The following is an 18,332-nucleotide window of genomic DNA, read 5'->3' as shown; positions in this document are numbered from 1 at the left end:
TTTAGGGCGTCGTACTGCGCAACTGCGGCGCGGCGAAATAGCTTTCTACGGACCCCTCTGTGTTGTCGCTGTCGGCGGCAAACACCACACCAAGGATCTTGCGTGGCGCGCTGCCAAAGGCGGCGATGGCGTCCGCGTGCAGATCGCGGCTCTCGCTTAGCCATTGCCCCAGCGGCGCTTCCGGGCCACGCAGCACGTGCATTTCTACCGTCTCGGTATAGGCGCTGCGGGCATGGGTGCCGGGGGCGGCGCGGTTGTCCCAGACGTAACTCAGGGTCGCTGCTGGCAGGTCGGGATCGAAGAAAGTGCGCGCCAGGCGCAGCTTTTGCCGGGTGACAAAACTTAGCGAATCCAGCGGGTAATCCAGCAGCACATAAACCCGTGCTGCGTAGTCGTCGCCTTCGCGGGTGGCAAAGCGGGCTTGGTCCAGCTTCTGCTTGGTGCGCCACTGCCAGCTCAGTTGCCAGGGCTGGTCGCCGGGTAGATCCAGCGGATGTAGCAGGCCACCGGCTGCGGCGTCGGCCTTGATCCGCAGCTGCTGCTGTCCGTCCTGCTCGACCAGCGTGCGTTGCGATGGTTTGATCTTGGGGATATCTGCCAGGCGCCAGGGCGCTGACCATTCGCCGCTGGGCGGGCCAGCCGTCCAGGGCGTCAGTTGGTTTTCGGCTTGCGCCAGGGGCGTGGCCAGCAGCAGGGCGATTAACAGTGCGCGCACTAGCTGCGTCGCCAGGTATGAAAACGTTCTACCAGCCGCAGCAGGCCTTGCGGAGCATGGGCGCGTTTCCATTCACCGGCCGCGTATTTGTTGGCCTCGGCCATAGTCGGGTAGGTGTGGATGGTGCCGAGAATCTTGTTCAGGCCCAGGCCATGCTTCATCGCCAGTACGTATTCGGCGAGCAGCTCCCCGGCGTGTTCGCCGACGATGGTTACGCCAAGAATCTTGTCCTTGCCCGGCACAGTCAGCACTTTGACAAAGCCGTGGGCGGCTTCGTCGGCAATCGCCCGGTCGAGATCGTCGATGCCATAGCGGGTCACCTCATAGGCGATATTCTGCGCCTTGGCTTCGCCTTCGGAGAGGCCGACGCGGGCGACTTCGGGGTCGGTAAAGGTGCAGGCAGGAATCACCCGGTAATCCACCTTAAAGCGCTTGAAACCTGAGAAGAGCGCATTGACCGCCGCATACCAGGCCTGGTGCGCGGCGACATGGGTGAACTGGTAGGGGCCGGTGACATCGCCCACCGCGTAGATATTGGGAAAGCGTGTGGCCAGGTATTCGTCGACTTCCAGGGTGCCGTTGGGTCGCACGGTCAGGCCCAATTCCTCCACGCCATAACCCGTGACATTCGCCACGCGGCCGAGGGCCAGCAGCAGGCCGTCGAAGGCGATGGTCACCTCCTCGCCAGTATCCAGACGACGGGCGACCATCCGCTGTTCGCCATCCACCACTTCAAAGCGCTCGGCCTTGTGTTGCAGACGCACATCCACACCGTCACTGCGCAGGCTCTGCAATACCAACTCGCTGGCATCGGCATCCTCGCGCGGCAGCAGGCGCTCGGCCAATTCCACCTGAATCACCTGGCTGCCGAGGCGCTGGAAGGCCTGGGCCAGCTCGCAGCCAATCGGCCCGCCGCCCAGCACCAGCAGCCAGCGTGGTTGTTCACGCAGGCTCCAGATGCTGTCCGAGGTGTAACTCTGCACCTGCTCCAGGCCGGGAATCTTCGGCACCAGTGGCCGCGCGCCGGCGGCGATAATCAGGTTGCGGCTGGTCAGAGTCTGGCCATTCACTTCCACGCTCCAGGGCGAAAGGATTTTCGCTTCGCCCTGGATCACTTCGACGCCCAGCCCGCTGTAACGCTCGACCGAATCATGCGGCTCGATATCGGCAATCACTCGCTGGATACGCTGCATCACCGCCGGAAAATCCACCGTGCCCTGCACGCCGCTAAAGCCCAGGGCCGGGCCCTTTTTCAGCTCGTTGGCCAGCTTGGCCGAACGCAGCAGCGCCTTGGATGGCACGCAGCCGGTGTTCAGGCAGTCGCCGCCCATTTGGTGTTTTTCGATCAGGCTGACCTTGGCCTTTACCGCCGCTGCGATATAGGCGCTGACCAGGCCACCGGCCCCCGCGCCGATCACCAGCAGGTTACGGTCGAAACGCTTGGGTTTGTGCCAGCCGGCATAGACCCGCCGCGCCTGGATCAGGCCGAGCAGCTTGCGTGCGATCAGCGGGAACACCCCGAGCAGCACAAAGGCGCCGAGCAGGCTCGGCGAGAGGATGCCAGCCAGGGAGTCCAGCTGGCCCAGTTCGCGCCCGGCGTTCACATAGACCAGGGTGCCCGGTAGCATGCCGAGCTGGCTGACCCACCAGTAGGTGCGCGCGGGGAGACGGGTCAGGCCCATGGCCAGGTTGATCAGAAAAAACGGAAACAGCGGCACCAGGCGCAGGGCGAACAGGTAGAACGCGCCTTCGCGCTCGATACCCGCATCGATGCCGGCGAGGCGCTGGCCGAAGCGGTTCTGCACCCAGTCACGCAGCAGAAAGCGGCTGCTAAGCATGGCCAGAGTCGCGCCGAGGGTGGAAGCGAAGGACACCAGGACAAAGCCTTCGAGCAGGCCAAATAGCGCGCCGGCCAGCAGGGTCAGCAGGGTCGCGCCGGGGAAAGACAACGCCGTCGCCGCCACATAGGCGAGAAAGAACAGCCCGGCGGCCAGCCAGGGTTGCGCCGCCACCTGGGCATTCAGCGCCGTTTGCTGCGCCTTAAGCGCCTCTAAATTTAGATATTGGCCGATGTCGAAGACAAAGAAGCTGCCCAGCAGCGCGAGGATCAGGCCCATCAGGGCGAGTTTGCGGCTATTCATCAGTCAGCGCCTCCAGGGCGCAAAGGCTTTGGCACAGGCTGAAACCGGCCAGCAGGGCATGCTCGGGGCGATCGGCCAGTTGGCCGAGCACCCGTGAACGATAGGACAACTCCGCCGGACTATCGGCGGGCCACTGGCGGTCGAAGTCGGCGAGGAAGGCGTCGTGGTTGTAGTTCAGCGGCAGCGCCTCGATAAACAGGCCGTCACGCTGGCAACGGTAAAGCGCCGCTGGATGTGGCGTGGTGGCGATGCGACTGAGCAGGCCATAGCGGCCGCCGGCAAAGTTCGGCAGCCCGGCCGCGCCGTTATTGATCAGCGAGCCGTGCTCAAGGTTCAAGGCTACCGCCGAGCAGGTATGGCTGGTGGCCAGAACCGTTACGTTGTGTGTGGCAAACCAGTTATCCAGTTGCTGCTGACGCGCCGCTTCGCTGAGCGATTCCCGCGAGCAGCTCCAGCCGGCCAGGGACTGCTCGTCGCCATGGCTGATCGCCACGCGCCGCCCGGCCACGCTGACCAGTGCCGTGCTCGGCCGTGACGCCAGGCGTTCGGCCATGCCCGGCAAGCCCTGCACCGTTCGGTTCAATACCTGCTGAATGGCATTGGAGCGCTCAACTACCGCGTCATCCACTTCCATCGGATAGGCGCAGCCGCAGCCGGCGCCGCTGTCGTCGGCACGACCGAGTTCGGTTTCAACATTGCCGCGCAGGGCCAGGTGGGCACTGAGACCCTGCTCAATCTGCTGGAAAATCTCGGGGTCGCGGTCAAACCAGTGCGCATCGCCGTTAAACACCACCCGCGCCTTTGGCTCCGCCGCCACGCGTCGTTGCAGAGCGGCCAGGGCCTGGCGATTGCCATACAGGCCGCCGACCACATACAGCACGTCGCAGTCGAACAATGGCTCGCCGCTAAAGGCATCCCGCGTCAGGCGATAGTCCAGCGGGCAATCGCGGCCGGCGCGCATCAGGCAGTACCTGCGTTGCGCCGCAGCAACCAGCCGGGCAGCAGATAACCCAGCACGCAGAGGCCAAGACCGTAGAGATTGGTGCCGAGCAGCAACGCGTATTTGCCGTCGCCGATGGCCCAGCTCTGCGGAATCCAGTTCAGGGTCAGGGCTACGCCCAGGCCCAGGCCGGTCCAGAAGCTCAGGTGAAAACCCAGCCGGGTTGGCGTGGTCAGGCCGTGCAGGACAAACACCGGCGCCAGGCCAATGACCATGGTGCCGCTGATGGTGGTGGCCTTGAGGATGTCGGTGCCGGCGATCATCGGCAGATTGCCGAGTAGGGCGAACACCACCATCACCGCCATGCCGACGCCGATGGCTTTCTGCCCGAGGTCGCGGCCCGCCAGCTTTGGCAACTCGCGCCCGGCCAGTTTGGCCAGGCTGGAGAAGGTCGAATCCAGGGTCGAGCCGGCAGCCGAGACCATCACCACGGTCATGATCAGCAGCGCGCCGATGCCCAGGCTCTTGGCCAGGGCCGCCGGTACGTTATCCGAGGCGGCAACACCCACCAGCTGCGCGTGCACGCCGATCAGGCTAAAAGCCAGAATGGCGATAAAGCCGAGAATGCCGGCAATCAGAAAGGAGCGGCGCATGGCCTTCTCCTCGCTGATAAAGCCCCGGTCGGTCAAAACCGGGTCATGGAAGCCGTAGCTAAACGCCTGCAGACCGGCGACCAGCAGCAGGTCGACACCGGCATTTAGCGCCCAGTTGCTGGTACTGGCCAGCTCGCTGGGTGAATGCTGCGGCAGCACCAGGCCGAGTACCCAGACCAGGGCGATCACGAAAATCGCCGCCTGCGCCGCATCGGTGAGGATCGAGCTGCGCAAGCCGCCGCGCAGGCTGTAGGCCAGGGTTACGGCGGTAAATAGCAACGCCGAGGCAATAAACTCGAAGCTGCCCGAGTCGCCGTAATAACCGCCGACCACGGCGGTGTTGCTCCACACCTCGTTAAACAGGCGAATCAGAATCGCCGCCGAGAATGCCAACGCCGCGCCCCGGCCGTAATGGCTGCTCAAGAAGCTCACCAGGCCGGTGGCGGCAAAGCGTCGGCGCAGGCGATAGATAACAAAGCCGGTGAGCGGAATCGACAGCCAGTACATGGCATAGGCCAAGCCGCCGACCAGGCCATACGTGGCGCCGAGGTTGGCGGCGTTGGTCACCGATTTGGCGAAGATCCAGCTGATAAAGATGCTCGAAGTAATCAGCCAGGGGCTGGCGCTGCGGCCCTGGTTGTCCTCGCCATTAAAGAACCCGCCAAGGGTTACGGCGCGTGGCGATAAGGCCAACATCAGCGCGCCGTAGACCAGCAGAAAACCCCAGAAGAACAGCCCGGTCAGACTGGTTGGTTGCATGCTTCGATCCTTAGGAAGTGAGGCTGCCGCCGCAGCTGGAACCCTGTCCGGCGGTGCAGGCGTAACAGTGGTCGCGGGTAACGATGGGGTTGCCGGCAAGCGATGCGCTAAGCAGATCACGCAGATGCGGGCGCTCGCGGCCGATCAGTTGGCCTTGCAGCTCAAGTGGCAAATCGAGCATCTGGTTGAAGTCGCAGTCGTACAGGTAGCCTTGCCAGTCGACGCTGACCAAACTGCGGCACATCAGCGGTTCGAGGTTTTCTGGGCGGTAGCTGTCGCGCAGCAGCTGCATATAGCCGTTGAACTGGCCCTTGCTGACCAGGGTGCTGCCAAAGCGCGCAATCGGCTGGTTGGTGATGGTCAGCAAGTGGTTGAAGACGATGCCGAAGTCCTCGGCCAGGTGGCGTTTGTAATCGGCTTCCAGCGCCGCTTGCGGTGGCGGCAGGCTCGGGCCTTGCGGGTTGTACACCAGGTTCAGAATCAGGCCGCTGCCCGGCTGGCCATAGCCCAGGGCGTTGAGCTTCTGCAGGCCCTTGATACTGGCGTCGAACACGCCATCACCACGCTGCTTGTCGACGTTATCGCGCGAGTAACAGGGCAGCGAGGCGCTGATTTCCACGCCCTGCGCGGCGAGAAACTGCGCCAGGTCTGCATAACCCGGCTCGCTGAGAATGGTCAGGTTGCAGCGGTCGATCACCCGCAGACCTTCGCGCCGCGCGTGCAGGACTATCTCGCGAAAACGCGGATGCATCTCCGGTGCGCCGCCAGTGAGGTCGAGGGTGTGCACCGGGTGTGCATCGATCACCTGATGCAGCAGGGCCAGGCTTTCGTCGGTCATGGCCTCGGTGCGGGTCGGCCCGGCATTGACGTGGCAATGCAGGCAGCGCTGATTGCAGCGGTAGGTCAGGTTGATCTGCAGCGCTTCCAGCTGGCCACGGCGGATTGCCGGAAAGGCCAATTGGTCGAGCAAGGGCAACATTGCATGCACGGTGTTGGGTTCCTTGATGCTGGCCGCCGGCTGATTGTGTCAGCCGCTAAGTAGCCACTATAGAGAGTGGCCGAGGGCTTTTGTTACGCGTGTGGCCAGAAGAATGTTGTGCAATTAGTTATACAAATCTTATACAGATAATGCAGAATCTGCAGCTGTTACCCTGCCCGCTGCCTGCGAGGATCTGTTTATGTTAGTCCGCCTTACCTATGCCAGCCGTGCCAGCCATTCGGTTTCAGCCGAGCTGATCCGCGAAATTCTCGACAGTTCACAGCGCAACAACCCAGGCAAAGGGCTGACCGGGATACTTTGCTGCAACGCCGATATCTTTCTGCAGGCACTTGAAGGGCCGCGTGCAGAGGTGAACGCCTTGTACAACCGCCTGGCCGATGACAGCAGGCACAAGGACCTGACCATCCTCGATTACGCCGAAATCAACATGCGCCGCTACAGCAACTGGAGCATGGGCTGGGCTGGGGCCAAGCAGGCCAATCGCGAGTTGTTTCTGAAGTATTCGGCCAGCGACCGCTTTGATCCGTTCAACATGAGCGCCGAGCAGATTACTGGCCTGCTGCTGGAGCTGAGTGAGACCGTCAGCGCAATCAAATCGCCAGTTCTCAGCTAGAATTCCCGAGCGTCAACTCGCCTCGCAGGCGAGCTGTGTTCACCCTGAGCCTTGGCGCACCTCGCAGTTTATTGAGGCGCCAGGATGCTCCGTCTGCTCAACCTTCCCCTGCTGGCTGCGCTGCTCTGCTTTGCATTGGGCAGCGTCTCGGCGCATGCCGAGTTGCCATTGCTGGTGCTCAGCAGCGAGCAGCTCAAGCAACCGGTGGAGGTGCCCGCCAGCCTGGTGCTGGAAGACCCCAGCGGCAACCTGACCGCCGGCGAGGTGCAGCAGCGGATTGCTAGCGAGGGCAAGCGGATCGATGGTGTGCCGCGCCTGGGGTATTCGGCCAGCGCCTGGTGGCTGGCGTTTCGCCTCGATGCGCCGGTGGCCGAGCGCCTCGATCTGATCATCGACCGGCCCTTTCTCGACGACATCGAAGTCTGGCTGTATGACCGCGAACGGCTGATCGCACCCTTTTACAGCGGCGATCACCGCGATTTCCTCCAGCGCGGCGCGCCCTCGCCGCACTTTCTGCTCAACCTGCCGCGCCTTGGCGAAGGCCCGCACACCCTGTTGTTGCGGGTGCAAAGCGGCTCGGCGGTGAGTGTGCCAATGCAGCTGGTGGCGGCCGAACAAAGCCCGCTATTGCTGGCCGAGCACTGGATGCGCAGCGGCCTGCTGCTGGGTGCATTGCTCAGCCTGACCCTGTTCTTTCTGGTGAAATTCAGCGCCCTGCGCGAAACGCAGTTGGTGTGGTTCTGCCTGACGGTGGCCAGCGTGGCGCTGTACAACGCCAGCCTGCATGGCGTCACCAGTCTGTTGGGGCCGCAGTGGGTGTGGTTGTCGACCCAGCTGGCCAACCTGGCCAACCCCGGCATGCTGATTTTCAGCAGCCTGTTTCTCGCCAGCTCACTGAAGCTTGAACTGGGCCGCGTGCGCCATCTGCGCAACGCGCTGTTTGCCGTGACCCTGCTGGTGTGCGGCTGGACCATCGTCAGCTATGGGCACTTCCGCTCCTACCAGACGCTGAACGTGCTGATCCTGCTTAACGGGCTGTTCCAGCTGTTGCTGCTGATCCTCGGCGTGCGCCAGCGCCGGCCTTACGCCAGCGCCTACCTGCTGTGCTGGAGCTCGGCGCTGCTGCTGATGCTGTTGGTGCCACTGGGACGCAGTGGGGTGATTCCGCTGCCGCCGGGCTTCAATTACATGCACGCCTACCTGCCGGTGCTGAGCATGCTGCTGTTTGGCGGCATCCTCGACAAACAGCTGGAGCAGATCCGCCGTGCCCTGCTGCACAGCAAGGCCCAGGCCCTGGGCAATCTGCAGCAGTACCAGGCGCTGTTCAGCAGCAGCGGTGAGGGGATTTTCCGCTGTACCCGCAGCGGCGCACTGATCGAAGCCAACCCGAGTTTTGCCGCGCTGCTGGGGCTGGCGCAGGACAGTCGCGAGCTGTCCATGCAGCAGCTATTGGGCGCCGAGCAATGGGCCGAGCAGGTGGCGCAGCTGCACAACGAGCAGCCGGCGATCAGCCAGGAGTGTCAGATTCATGGACTCGATGGACAGAGCCATTGGGTCTATCTGTCGCTGCATCTGCGCCCGACCCAGGACTGCATCGAAGGCATCGTGGTCGACCTCAGTGAGCGCCGCGCCCTGGAAGAGCGCCTGCAGTACCTGGCCGCACATGACTCGCTGACCGGCCTGCTCAACCGCCGCGAACTGGAGCGCCTGTTGCGCGAAAGCCTCAAGGGGCAGGGTAAACCGCGCTACAGCCATATGCTGTGTCTGGACCTGGATCAGTTCAAGCAGGTCAACGACCTCTGCGGGCATTCGGCCGGCGATCAGCTGCTGCGCCAGCTGTCCGGCCATCTGTTGCACCAGCTGCCACGGCATGCCGAACTGGCGCGTATCGGTGGCGATGAATTCGCCGTGCTGCTGCGTGAAATCAACAACGAAGCCGCTCTGGAGCATGCGGAAAGCCTGCGTCATTGCGTCGAGCAATTTGTCTTCAGCTGGCAGGGGCGGCCGTTCCGCGTGCAGGCCAGCATCGGCATGCTGGAGCTGGACAGCGGCGTCAGCGACTGGGAAACCGCGCTGAACTGGGCCGACAGCGCCAGCCAGCTGGCCAAGCACCTGGGCCGTAATCGCGTGCAGCAGTTCAACCCGGCCGATGGCGTGTTGCTGGAGCATCAACGCCAGCTGCAATGGATCACCCGCTTGCGCGAGGCCATCGAGTTGGGCCACTTCGAGCTGTTCTATCAGCCGGTGGTGGCGCTGCAGGGCGCCAGCGACGGCCTGCGCTATGAAGTGTTGCTGCGCTATCACGACCCGCACAGTGGCGAGTGGGTCAGCCCCGGGCAGTTTCTCGGTGCGGCAGAACGCTACGGCTTTCTCGGCGCCATCGACCGCTGGGTGGTGATGCGCCTGCTGCAGTGGCTGGCGGACAACCCGCGGCATGTGCAGCAACTGGCCCAGGTGAACTTCAACCTGACTGCCAGCTCACTGCTTAACGCGCACTTCCACGATATGCTCCACAGCGAATTGCTGCGGCACAACCTGCCGGCGCACAAGCTGTGCATCGAGGTAACCGAAATGGTCGCCCTGGGTGAGCTGGGGGTGTCATCGCAGTGGATCAAACAGCTGCGCAGCCTGGGCCTGAAAGTGGCGCTGGACGACTTCGGCAGCGGCTTCGCCTCCTACGCCTACCTACGCCACCTGCCGCTGGATATCGTCAAGATCGACGGCAGCTTTATCCGTGGCCTGGAGAGCGACCCGATCAACCAGGCCATGGTTGGCTCAATGCAACAGATTGCCAACCAGCTGGGCCTGAGCACCGTGGCCGAGTTTGTCGAAACCCAGGCCACCCTCGACTGCGTACGCGGGCTGGGGCTCGACTATGCCCAGGGTTATTTTATTGGCCATCCGCAGCCGTTGACTCAGCTGGCCGATAGCGCCCAGGGTGAAGTGCAGATGCAGCTGGTTCTTGACCGCCCTTGATAGTGCATCACTGGATGCGTTCGGCATAACTGCAGGCGGAGTAGTAGAGGTCGCAGTTGGTCGTAGTCTTTTCACAATTACGCAGCGCTGTCTCTTCCGCATCCTTCAAATCGGGTGAGCGGGTCATGCGACTCCCGGCATCACCCCAGGCGACCGCAACGCACTGATTGTAGTAGGCGATGCGGACCTCACAGGCCTTGCCAGAGGAGTGAGCCTGGCATTCGGAAATCGCCTGCTGTTCAGCGCTTTCTTGGGATTCCTGTCCGGCCGCAACGCCCATCGCTCCATCTGTAGTAGCGACCGCGCCCCAACGCGTTTCCCACTGAGGCTCCGGCTCCTCCGACGGCCCTGCCCCAGAGTTTGGTCCCATCGGCGCACAGCCTTCCCAGCCGGCGCTACCGCCACCAATCGGGAAATAGCCATCCGGGCAGCGCCCTTCTGCGCGGGCATCTGCATGCATCAGCAGAACCAATAGCAGAGGGAGGTGAGGGAGCAGTTTTTTCATGGCATCAACACCCCGATGAGTGACCGCGCAAATCATCAGCGCGGTCGAGTGTAGTGAGCGCAATTCCCGGCCAGGGCTGACCGGGAAACCCGGGCAATCAGCAGCGTCCGGCTGCCTGCAGCAGGGCATTGCAGGTGCTGCCGGAATTGTTGCTGCGTTGCCCGCTAGCGGCTGGCGTACCTGCCATGGCCGTGCAGACGGCGTCCGAATGTGGCGTCTGGCCAAAGCTCATGGCCTTCTGGAAGCCAGTGGCCGAATACATGTAGCAGCGGTAAGTGCCGCCGTCCTTGGTGTTGACGTTGTAGTTGATGCGCCCGCCGGTTTCCTCGGTGCGCTCGGTGATGGTGAATTGCCCGGTGGGTTGGCCGATGGCCTGGGCCGTGCGTTGTTCCAGACCACTTTGGTTGATGGTGGCGGCGCAGCCGGACAGTAGTAAAGCGGTGGTCAGTGCGGTGATTGGGCGAAGGTACATGGCAAGCTCCAATGTTTTTTTGGGGTGCAACATAGGGACGGACCAGCAGGTCCGGGTGGTGAAAATCGTCAGTTAGGGCGAGGTATGCAGGCGTTGATCAGACCGCCAGCGGCGGGGCATCGGGCTTGCGCGCCACGATAAACACCCGCCAATCTTTGCCCTTGCTGCCATGGCGCTCGACGGTCAGGATTTGCAGACCTTGCTCGGTCATGGCCGCCTGTAACTGGTGGGCGTCGAAACACAGCACAGGCGGCGCTTTGCCGATGGCGCGCATCAGCGGCAGGGCCAGCTTGGGGATCAGTGGGTTCATCTCATTCAGGCAGGGTGTCTTCGAGATCAGCAAGCCGCCTGGTTTCAAGGCATTGATGGCTGAACTCAGCGCCTGCGGCAGATCTGTCACGAGATGCAGCAGGTTGAACGCCAGCACGGCATCGTAGGAGCCTTGTTCGGCCACCGGTGCATCGGCGTCGGCCAGCCTGAAGTGCAGCTGCGGCAGTGTGTGGCTGGCGAGCTTTTCGCCTGCGATGGCAATCATCTGCTCGGCTACATCGGTGGCCACCAGCCGCCGCGTAGCGGGAGCCAGACGCAGGGCGGTAGTGCCCGTGCCACAACCGATTTCCAGCACCTCATGTTGCGTAGACAGCAAGGCTTGTACGCGCTGCAACGTCCGTTCGTAACCGGCCAGGTCGGCAATCGGATCGTTCGCGTATTTACGTGCAATCCGGTTCCAGAAGCGTGCCTTGTCGGTCATGGCAGCCGGTGTTGCAGCTGCAGAGCAGTGGCCGCTGGCAGAGGTGATGGGTGAGTGCATGGTGCGCGTCCTGTGCATGGATGTAAGGCGAAAGCCAACACAGTGCGGATGCTATCCTTGCGAATCACCACGGGGTATTGCGATAAATTGCAGACAACATATGCATTTACGTATGGATAAGGTCGACTGGAATCAGTTGCGTGCCTTTCTCGAGACGGCAGAGACCGGCTCGCTGTCAGCGGCTGCACGTAAGCTCGGGCAGTCGCAACCGACCCTCAGTCGCCAGGTCGCAGCCCTTGAGCTGGCGCTAGGGGTGACGCTGTTTGAGCGGGTGGGCAAAGCCATGGCGCTGACCACCACCGGGCAGGAGCTGTTGGGCCATGCCCGCGTGATGGGCGCTGCGGCGCATGAACTGGGCCTGGCCGCGACCGGGCGCTCAGAAGAGGTGGCGGGCGTGGTGTCCGTGGCCACCAGCGACGCCGTGGCGGCGTACCTGATGCCGAAGATTCTCCTGCAGATCCGCGAGGCGGCACCCGGCATCCAGGTCGAGGTGGTCGCTTCGGACGGTTTCAGCGACCTGCTGCGCCGCGAGGCCGACATCGCCATCCGCCATGTGCGCCCCGAACAACCAGAGCTGATTGGCCGTTTGGTACGGCAGAGTTCTGCCTGTTTCTATGCATCCGAAAGCTGGGTGCGCGTACATGGCCTACCGCGTACCGCCGAAGAGGCTTTGCAGCACGACTTTATCGGCCTGGACCGCGCCGGCCATTACCTGCAACACCTGCACGGCCAAGGCCTGCTGCTGAGTAACACGAATTTTCGCAGCTACGCAGATAACTCCGTCACCTACTGGGAAATGGTCCGCCAGGGCCTGGGCATCGGCGCAATCATGGAGGAGATCGCGCGGGAAACCCCGGGTATGGTTCGCGTGCTGGAGGATGTCAGCCCCTTCCAACTGCCGATCTGGCTGGTCACCCACCGCGAGCTGCGCACGGCCCGGCGTATCCGTATCGTCTTCGATCTGCTGGCCGAGATCCTCGCCTGATCCGTGTTCGCGGCTGCTGTTGTCAGGCCGCGGCAGCCAGAGGCATGCGCTCCAGCAGGCTGAGGTCCAGGCGCAGCATGCGTACACAGCGCTCCTCGCGCAGCTCTTTGGGCGACTGGTTACTGCGCAGGCGCAGAACCTGGCAGACCAGGTTGAGCACCAGCGCCTCGCGGCTAAATACGCCACTGCCGAGGTTGTAGAACGCCGCGATCAGCTCGCGCAGGCCAAACGGCAGGCGCCAGCGGATGCGCAGCGCCGAGCCGAAGCTGGCGGCGCGTTGCTGGAAGCTTTGGTGAATATCCTCATCACGCAAGGCGCCGCCGGCGTCCTGCCAGTCCTGCAGGCTGCGCAGCAGGGCCAGCTCGCCGATGTTGTGCAGCAGCGCGGCGGTAAAGCACAGCTCGGCATCCAGTTGCAGCTCGCCCGCCAGCCAGCGCGCCAGTTCGGCGCTGCGCTGAGCGCTGTCCCAGGCACTACTGGCCAGCTCGGCCAGGCGTGGGTCGCTGAGTAGCGCATTGCGTTGCACGGCCATGCCCAATACCAGATTCAGCGTGCGCGCCAGGCCCAGGCGCGGCAGCGCCTGGCTCAAGGTCTGGCAGGGTGCGCCCTGGTGCTGCGCGGCGCTATTGGCGGCGGCGATCAGGCGGGCGGTGATCTGCGGGTCGCGGGCGAACACCTCTTCCAGCTCGCGCAGGTCGCTGTCGTCACCGTTGAGGCACTGGCTCACCGAATCGCGTACCGAGGCCAGCAACGGCGCGCCCTGACCTTCTTCGCGCACCGCATTGAGGTAATCATCCAGGCTGTCGACCAGCAAGGGTGCCGCTACCGCTGTCTCGCTGGCGGCGGCGCTGCCGAGAATGCCGAGCAGGCGCTGGCGCAGTTGTTCGGCATTGAACGGTTTGGCCAGGTAGGCCGCCGGTGCCAGTGGTCGTGCAGCGCGCACGCTGCTGGCGTCCAGGCGGCTGCTGATCAGGATAAATGGCAACGCCGGAGTACGTGGATGGCGGCGTAGCTGACGCAGCAATTCCAGGCCATCCAGGCCCGGCAGGTCGCCGTCGGCAATCACCAGAGCCGGTAAACGGCGTTTGCATTTGGCCAGCGCCGCCTCGCCGTCGGTGACTCGGATAACCCGCGCATCGGCGCGTACATCAAGTACCAGTTGCACGAGCAGATCGGCAGTCCAGGGGTCTGCTTCGGCGATCAGAATCTCCGGAGCGTTGGCCAGGGCAGTCATGAAAACCTCAGGGAAAAGCGTGATGGCAAAATAATGGCGTCAGCGATGTGACGGCGCGCAGTGTACGGGCTGGCCACTTTAAAACCAGCGTCGGCCGACGAAGTGCTGAACAACTCGTCAACTTTCTTATGCGGCCTGAATAGGCCGTGATAGAGCGGTCTGGTTGTCCTACAAAGCGCTGTAGAGACCGTGAGTAAGGCTGTGCCGGTCGGCATGATGCAGGCTATGGCTTGCTGCCTGCCAATAACACCTGACTATCAGCTCGATGGCCTGCTCAATCGCCGAAAGCGAAAGACCCGCCGAAGCGGGTCTTTTTTATTGCCGGGTTAACGCGGCGTGCTTAGGCCAGTTCGGCGAAGCACTCGGCGATAATCGCCAGGCCCTTGTCGAGCAGGGCGTCTTCGGCGGTCAGAGGTACCAGTACGCGCAACACGTTGCCGTAGGTACCGCAGGACAGCAGGATCAGGCCCTTGTCGCGTGCCTTGGCCACCACCGCGGCGGTCAGGGCGGCGTTTGGCTTGTGCAGGTCGCCGCCTTCGAACAGCTCGACAGCGATCATCGCACCGAGGGCGCGTACATCACCGATGGCCTTGTGCTTGGCCTGGATGGCCTTGAGGCCAGTGACCAGACGCTCACCAACGGCCTTGCAACGATCCAGCAGCTTCTCCTCTTCGAACACTTGCATCACGGCCAGGGCCGCGGCGCAGGCAATCGGACTGCCGGCATAGGTGCCGCCCAAACCGCCTGGAGCGATGGCGTCCATGTATTCAGCCTTGCCGCACACGCCCGCCACCGGGAAACCGCCGGCGATGGATTTGGCGAAGGTGGTCAGGTCGGCAGCGACGCCCATCTGTTCCATGGCGAAGAAGGTGCCGGTACGGCCGGCGCCGGTCTGCACTTCGTCGGCGATCAGCAGGATGCCGTGCTGATCACAGAGGGCGCGTAGGCGCAGCATGAAGTCTTTCGGCGCGACGTAGAAACCGCCCTCGCCCTGCACTGGCTCGATGATGATCGCGGCGATATCGCGCGGCTCGGCGTCGTTCTTGAAGATGCGCTCGATGCTGGCGATCGCGTCATCTGTGCTCACCCCGTGCAGCTCGCATGGGTACTGGGCGCGGAAGATACCGCCGGGCATCAGGCCCATGCCGGCCGAGTACGGCACGACCTTGCCGGTCAGACCCAGGGTCATCATGGTGCGACCGTGGTAACCGCCGGTGAAGGCAATCACGCCAGCACGGCCAGTGGCAGCACGGGCAATCTTCACGGCGTTTTCTACCGCTTCGGAGCCGGTGGTGACCAGCAGGGTCTTCTTGGCGAAGTCGCCCGGGACCTTGGCGTTGACCTTCTCGCACAGCTCGACGTACGGCTCGTAGGCCAGCACCTGGAAGCAGGTGTGGGTCAGCTTGGTCAGCTGTTCCTGTACGGCGGCAATTACTTTCGGGTGCAGGTGGCCGGTGTTGAGTACCGCGATGCCACCGGCGAAGTCGATAAACTCGCGGCCTTCAACGTCGGTAACGGTGGCGTTCTTCGCCGACTCGGCGAAGATCGGGTGGATCTGGCCCACGCCGCGCGGAACGGCAGCGGTGCGGCGTTGCATCAAAGATTCGTTGGTTTTGCTCATGATGTCCTCATTCGCCGGTTAATCTCGGCGTGGTTCAAGGATGTGTCACCGGCGGCGGCTTGGCAGTATTCGATGATCGACTGTCACAGCACGCCCGGCCACAGCTATGTCCATATAAAGCCGAAGGCGCAGCGCTCTCGTGCGTCTTCGGCGGGGTTACTGCTACTTCGCCAGGATTAGATACCCAGGCAGAGGTATTTGATTTCCAGGTAATCCTCAATGCCGTACTTCGAGCCTTCACGGCCGAGGCCCGAGGCTTTCACGCCGCCGAACGGCGCGACTTCATTGGAGATCAACCCGGTGTTAACGCCGACCATACCGTATTCCAGGGCTTCCGCTACACGGAACACGCGACCCAGGTCACGGGCATAGAAATACGAGGCCAGGCCGAACTCGGTGTCGTTGGACATGGCGATCACTTCGGCCTCGTCCTTAAAGCGGAACAGCGGCGCCAGCGGGCCGAAGGTTTCTTCCTTGGCCACTGCAGCGTTGTTCGGCACGTCGACCAGAATGGTCGGTTCGAAGAAGCTGCCACCCAGCGCATGCGGCTTGCCGCCAGCGAGCAGGCGCGCACCTTTGCTCAGCGCGTCGGCGATGTGTTCCTGGACCTTGGCCACAGCCTTGTCGTCGATCAGCGGGCCGGTGGTGGTGCCTTCATCCAGACCGTTACCGATCTGCAGCTTGGCTACGGCGGTGGCCAGTTTTTCGGCGAAGACGTCGTACACGCCGTCCTGAATGTACAGGCGGTTGGCGCAGACGCAGGTCTGGCCGTTGTTGCGGTATTTGGAGATCAGCGCGCCTTCGACGGCTTTATCCAGATCGGCATCGTCGAACACGATAAACGGCGCGTTGCCGCCCAGCTCCAGGGAGACCTTCTTGATGTCCTTGGCGCATTCGGCCATCAGCTGGCGGCCGATTTCGGTCGAGCCGGTGAAGCTCAGCTTGCGCACGATCGGGTTGCTGGTCAGCTCACCGCCGACTTCGCCGGCGCTGCCGGTAACCACACTCAGCACGCCTTTCGGAATACCAGCGCGCTCGGCCAGAGCAACCAGAGCCAGAGCGGAGAACGGCGTCTGCGAAGCCGGCTTGATCACCATGGTGCAACCGGCGGCCAGGGCCGGGCCGGCTTTACGGGTTATCATCGCCGCTGGGAAGTTCCACGGGGTGATGGCCGCGGTTACGCCAATGGGTTGTTTAATGACGATAAGCCGCTTGTCCGGCTGGTGACCAGGGATTACATCGCCGTACACGCGTTTGGCTTCTTCGGCGAACCACTCGATAAAGGAGGCGGCGTAGACAATCTCGCCCTTGGCTTCGGCCAGCGGCTTGCCCTGCTCCAGGGTCATCAGGCGGCCGAGGTCGTCCTGGTTTTCGATCAGCAGTTCAAACCAGCGGCGCAGCTTGTTCGAGCGCTCCTTGGCGGTCAGGGCACGCCAGGCCGGCAGCGCACGGTCGGCGGCTTCGATGGCGCGACGGGTTTCCGCTGCGCCCATCTTCGGCACGCTGCCGATGATTTCGCCGGTGGCCGGGTTGTTGACCTTGATGGTCTGGCCGTTGTCGGCGTCCAGCCAAGTGCCGTCGATATAAGCCTGCTGACGGAACAGCTGGGTGTCTTTCAGTTGCATGGCAGTCTCCTAAATTCCGACACCCTGGTATCGGCACTTGCGCTGGGTGCGCCGCCAAGCGGCGCGTGTAGGTTCGGTGTGTGCACCCATGCTGCTGATGTATGCCCCTCGGATGACCAATCACCCGGAATTGCACACAGTTTTAGCAAGAGCGTTTGAAATCTCAAACGAATCCTAGGGTCAAGAGGGTTAAAGGGCAATAGCCTGTTCGAAAAAATTAACGGAATATTGCACGTATTCACCCGCTTTATATGGATAGACAGCTAGCCAGTCGTCACCGTGCAGAATTGCGAACAAGGCAGCGGCATGGACGCCCGCCAGCGAGATGCGTATGATTGCGCCCGCGCTGCACCAGTAGCTCAGCTGGATAGAGTACTGCCCTCCGAAGGCAGGGGTCGTGGGTTCGAATCCCGCCTGGTGCGCCACTTCTTTTCCCTTGCTCATCAAGGGGTTAGCGCTTCTGACAGAAACCTGTCCTAGTCCTGAAAGTCGTTTTTGCCACAAATTTGCCACACTTGAACGTGGCGGGAATGGTCGAAATGGCAACAATCAGGAATCGCGGCGAGTCTCAGTGGGAAGCGCAAATTCGCCGTAAGGGCTATCCAGCCCAGCGCAAAACCTTCGAAACCAAAGCCGACGCCCAAGCCTGGGCCCGCATCATCGAAAGTGAAATCGACCGGGGCATTTTCGTCTCCCGTGTGGAAGCCGAACGCACGGCGTTTCATCAGCTGATCGATCGCTATATTTCCGAGGTAGCCCCGAAGCACAAAGGTGCCTATTCGGAAATCAAACGCCTCGAAGCGTTGAAGCGTCATCCACTGGCTACCCGAATCGTCGCCACCCTCACCTCGTCCGACTTCGCCCGCTACCGAGACGAGCGCTTGAAGATACGCAAGGGCAATACGGTCAAGCGCGAGCTCGCACTATTTCAATGCGTGCTGGAAGTAGCGCGCCGCGAATGGGGTATTCACCTGGCCGAGAATCCGGTTCGGATGGTCAGCCGGCCGAGCTACAACGACGAGCGCTCCCGCCGCCTGGCCCCGGACGAAGAAGAGTATCTGCTGGCCGCCCTGGAGTATTTCGAGCGCCGCGCAGATGGCACCTACGCCGACGGCTCACATAACCCCTGGATACGTCCTATCGTGTTGCCGCTGACCGAAAACTGACCCAGTAGAGGCTGTTCTGCCGACTGAAAACTGACCCAGGTGTTCAACTGCTTCTGCTCAATTTTTGAGCAGGAGAACACAGGGTGATCAGTATGGAAATGATGGGCAAAATCCGC

The 18,332-nt window shown here is 62.6% G+C and carries 15 protein-coding genes and 1 tRNA gene; 5 read left to right on the top strand and 11 right to left on the bottom strand.

Going from position 1 to position 18,332, the window contains the following annotated elements; all coding sequences use genetic code 11:
* Position 1 precedes the first annotated feature (1 nt).
* The 5 genes from Q8O69_RS00080 to arsS are packed head-to-tail and all read right to left on the bottom strand — an operon-like array spanning position 2 to position 6,187.
* Positions 2–715: a DUF3047 domain-containing protein gene (locus Q8O69_RS00080; protein WP_305588839.1), complete on the bottom strand. Its 714-nt coding sequence runs from the start codon at positions 713–715 to the stop codon at positions 2–4.
* Complete coding sequence (locus tag Q8O69_RS00075) at positions 715–2,856, bottom strand: FAD-dependent oxidoreductase (RefSeq protein WP_305588838.1); 2,142 nt, start codon at positions 2,854–2,856, stop codon at positions 715–717. Before Q8O69_RS00075 ends, Q8O69_RS00080 begins: the two co-directional genes overlap by 1 nt.
* Positions 2,849–3,817 carry a hypothetical protein gene (locus Q8O69_RS00070; RefSeq protein ID WP_305588837.1) on the bottom strand — a complete coding sequence of 323 codons (969 nt, stop codon included), beginning with the start codon at positions 3,815–3,817 and terminating at the stop codon, positions 2,849–2,851. The genes Q8O69_RS00075 and Q8O69_RS00070 overlap by 8 nt, the downstream gene beginning before the upstream one ends.
* Positions 3,817–5,208 (bottom strand): sodium:solute symporter, encoded by a 1,392-nt coding sequence (locus Q8O69_RS00065; RefSeq protein WP_305588836.1) that lies wholly within the window; start codon positions 5,206–5,208, stop codon positions 3,817–3,819. The genes Q8O69_RS00070 and Q8O69_RS00065 overlap by 1 nt, the downstream gene beginning before the upstream one ends.
* Before the next feature lie 10 nt (positions 5,209–5,218).
* Positions 5,219–6,187, bottom strand: coding sequence for an arsenosugar biosynthesis radical SAM (seleno)protein ArsS (arsS, locus tag Q8O69_RS00060; protein ID WP_305588894.1), 969 nt, complete (start codon positions 6,185–6,187; stop codon positions 5,219–5,221).
* 199 nt (positions 6,188–6,386) lie between these two features.
* Between arsS and Q8O69_RS00055 the strand changes: the two genes are divergently transcribed.
* Both Q8O69_RS00055 and Q8O69_RS00050 read left to right on the top strand, forming a co-directional pair.
* Complete coding sequence (locus Q8O69_RS00055) at positions 6,387–6,821, top strand: BLUF domain-containing protein (protein ID WP_275959972.1); 435 nt, start codon at positions 6,387–6,389, stop codon at positions 6,819–6,821.
* Positions 6,822–6,905: 84 nt separating this feature from the next.
* Complete coding sequence (locus Q8O69_RS00050) at positions 6,906–9,797, top strand: EAL domain-containing protein (RefSeq protein ID WP_305588834.1); 2,892 nt, start codon at positions 6,906–6,908, stop codon at positions 9,795–9,797.
* 7 nt (positions 9,798–9,804) lie between these two features.
* Here the strand turns inward: Q8O69_RS00050 and Q8O69_RS00045 are convergent, their stop codons facing one another.
* From Q8O69_RS00045 to Q8O69_RS00035, 3 genes are all read right to left on the bottom strand, one after another.
* On the bottom strand, positions 9,805–10,302 hold the full coding sequence (locus tag Q8O69_RS00045) for a DUF4189 domain-containing protein (protein WP_305588833.1): 498 nt from the start codon (positions 10,300–10,302) through the stop codon (positions 9,805–9,807).
* A 97-nt stretch (positions 10,303–10,399) separates the two neighbouring features.
* Complete coding sequence (locus Q8O69_RS00040; protein ID WP_305588832.1) at positions 10,400–10,774, bottom strand: hypothetical protein; 375 nt, start codon at positions 10,772–10,774, stop codon at positions 10,400–10,402.
* Positions 10,775–10,871: 97 nt separating this feature from the next.
* Complete coding sequence (locus Q8O69_RS00035; protein WP_305588831.1) at positions 10,872–11,585, bottom strand: class I SAM-dependent methyltransferase; 714 nt, start codon at positions 11,583–11,585, stop codon at positions 10,872–10,874.
* Between the two features lie 100 nt (positions 11,586–11,685).
* Here Q8O69_RS00035 and Q8O69_RS00030 point away from each other — a divergent pair, with 100 nt between their 5' ends.
* Entirely contained in the window at positions 11,686–12,570 is an 885-nt protein-coding gene (locus tag Q8O69_RS00030) for a LysR family transcriptional regulator (protein ID WP_305588830.1), read from the top strand.
* A 22-nt stretch (positions 12,571–12,592) separates the two neighbouring features.
* Here the strand turns inward: Q8O69_RS00030 and Q8O69_RS00025 are convergent, their stop codons facing one another.
* From Q8O69_RS00025 to gabD, 3 genes are all read right to left on the bottom strand, one after another.
* Positions 12,593–13,804, bottom strand: a complete 1,212-nt coding sequence (locus Q8O69_RS00025; protein WP_305588829.1) for an HDOD domain-containing protein — start codon at positions 13,802–13,804, stop codon at positions 12,593–12,595.
* A gap of 340 nt (positions 13,805–14,144) precedes the next feature.
* Positions 14,145–15,425 (bottom strand): 4-aminobutyrate--2-oxoglutarate transaminase, encoded by a 1,281-nt coding sequence (gene gabT, locus Q8O69_RS00020; RefSeq protein WP_305588828.1) that lies wholly within the window; start codon positions 15,423–15,425, stop codon positions 14,145–14,147.
* A gap of 176 nt (positions 15,426–15,601) precedes the next feature.
* Positions 15,602–17,050, bottom strand: a complete 1,449-nt coding sequence (gene gabD, locus Q8O69_RS00015; protein WP_305588826.1) for an NADP-dependent succinate-semialdehyde dehydrogenase — start codon at positions 17,048–17,050, stop codon at positions 15,602–15,604.
* 348 nt (positions 17,051–17,398) lie between these two features.
* On the opposite strand from gabD, the gene Q8O69_RS00010 reads away from it, so the two are divergent.
* Positions 17,399–17,475 (top strand) — tRNA-Arg (locus tag Q8O69_RS00010).
* A 105-nt stretch (positions 17,476–17,580) separates the two neighbouring features.
* On the top strand, positions 17,581–18,216 hold the full coding sequence (locus Q8O69_RS00005) for a Shufflon-specific DNA recombinase (RefSeq protein ID WP_305588825.1): 636 nt from the start codon (positions 17,581–17,583) through the stop codon (positions 18,214–18,216).
* Positions 18,217–18,332 lie beyond the last annotated feature (116 nt).

This window comes from Pseudomonas sp. (genome assembly GCF_030690725.1).
Lineage (GTDB): Bacteria > Pseudomonadota > Gammaproteobacteria > Pseudomonadales > Pseudomonadaceae > Aquipseudomonas.
The sequence above is the reverse complement of the archived record's forward strand: the minus strand, read 5'-3'. Positions and strand labels throughout refer to the sequence as shown.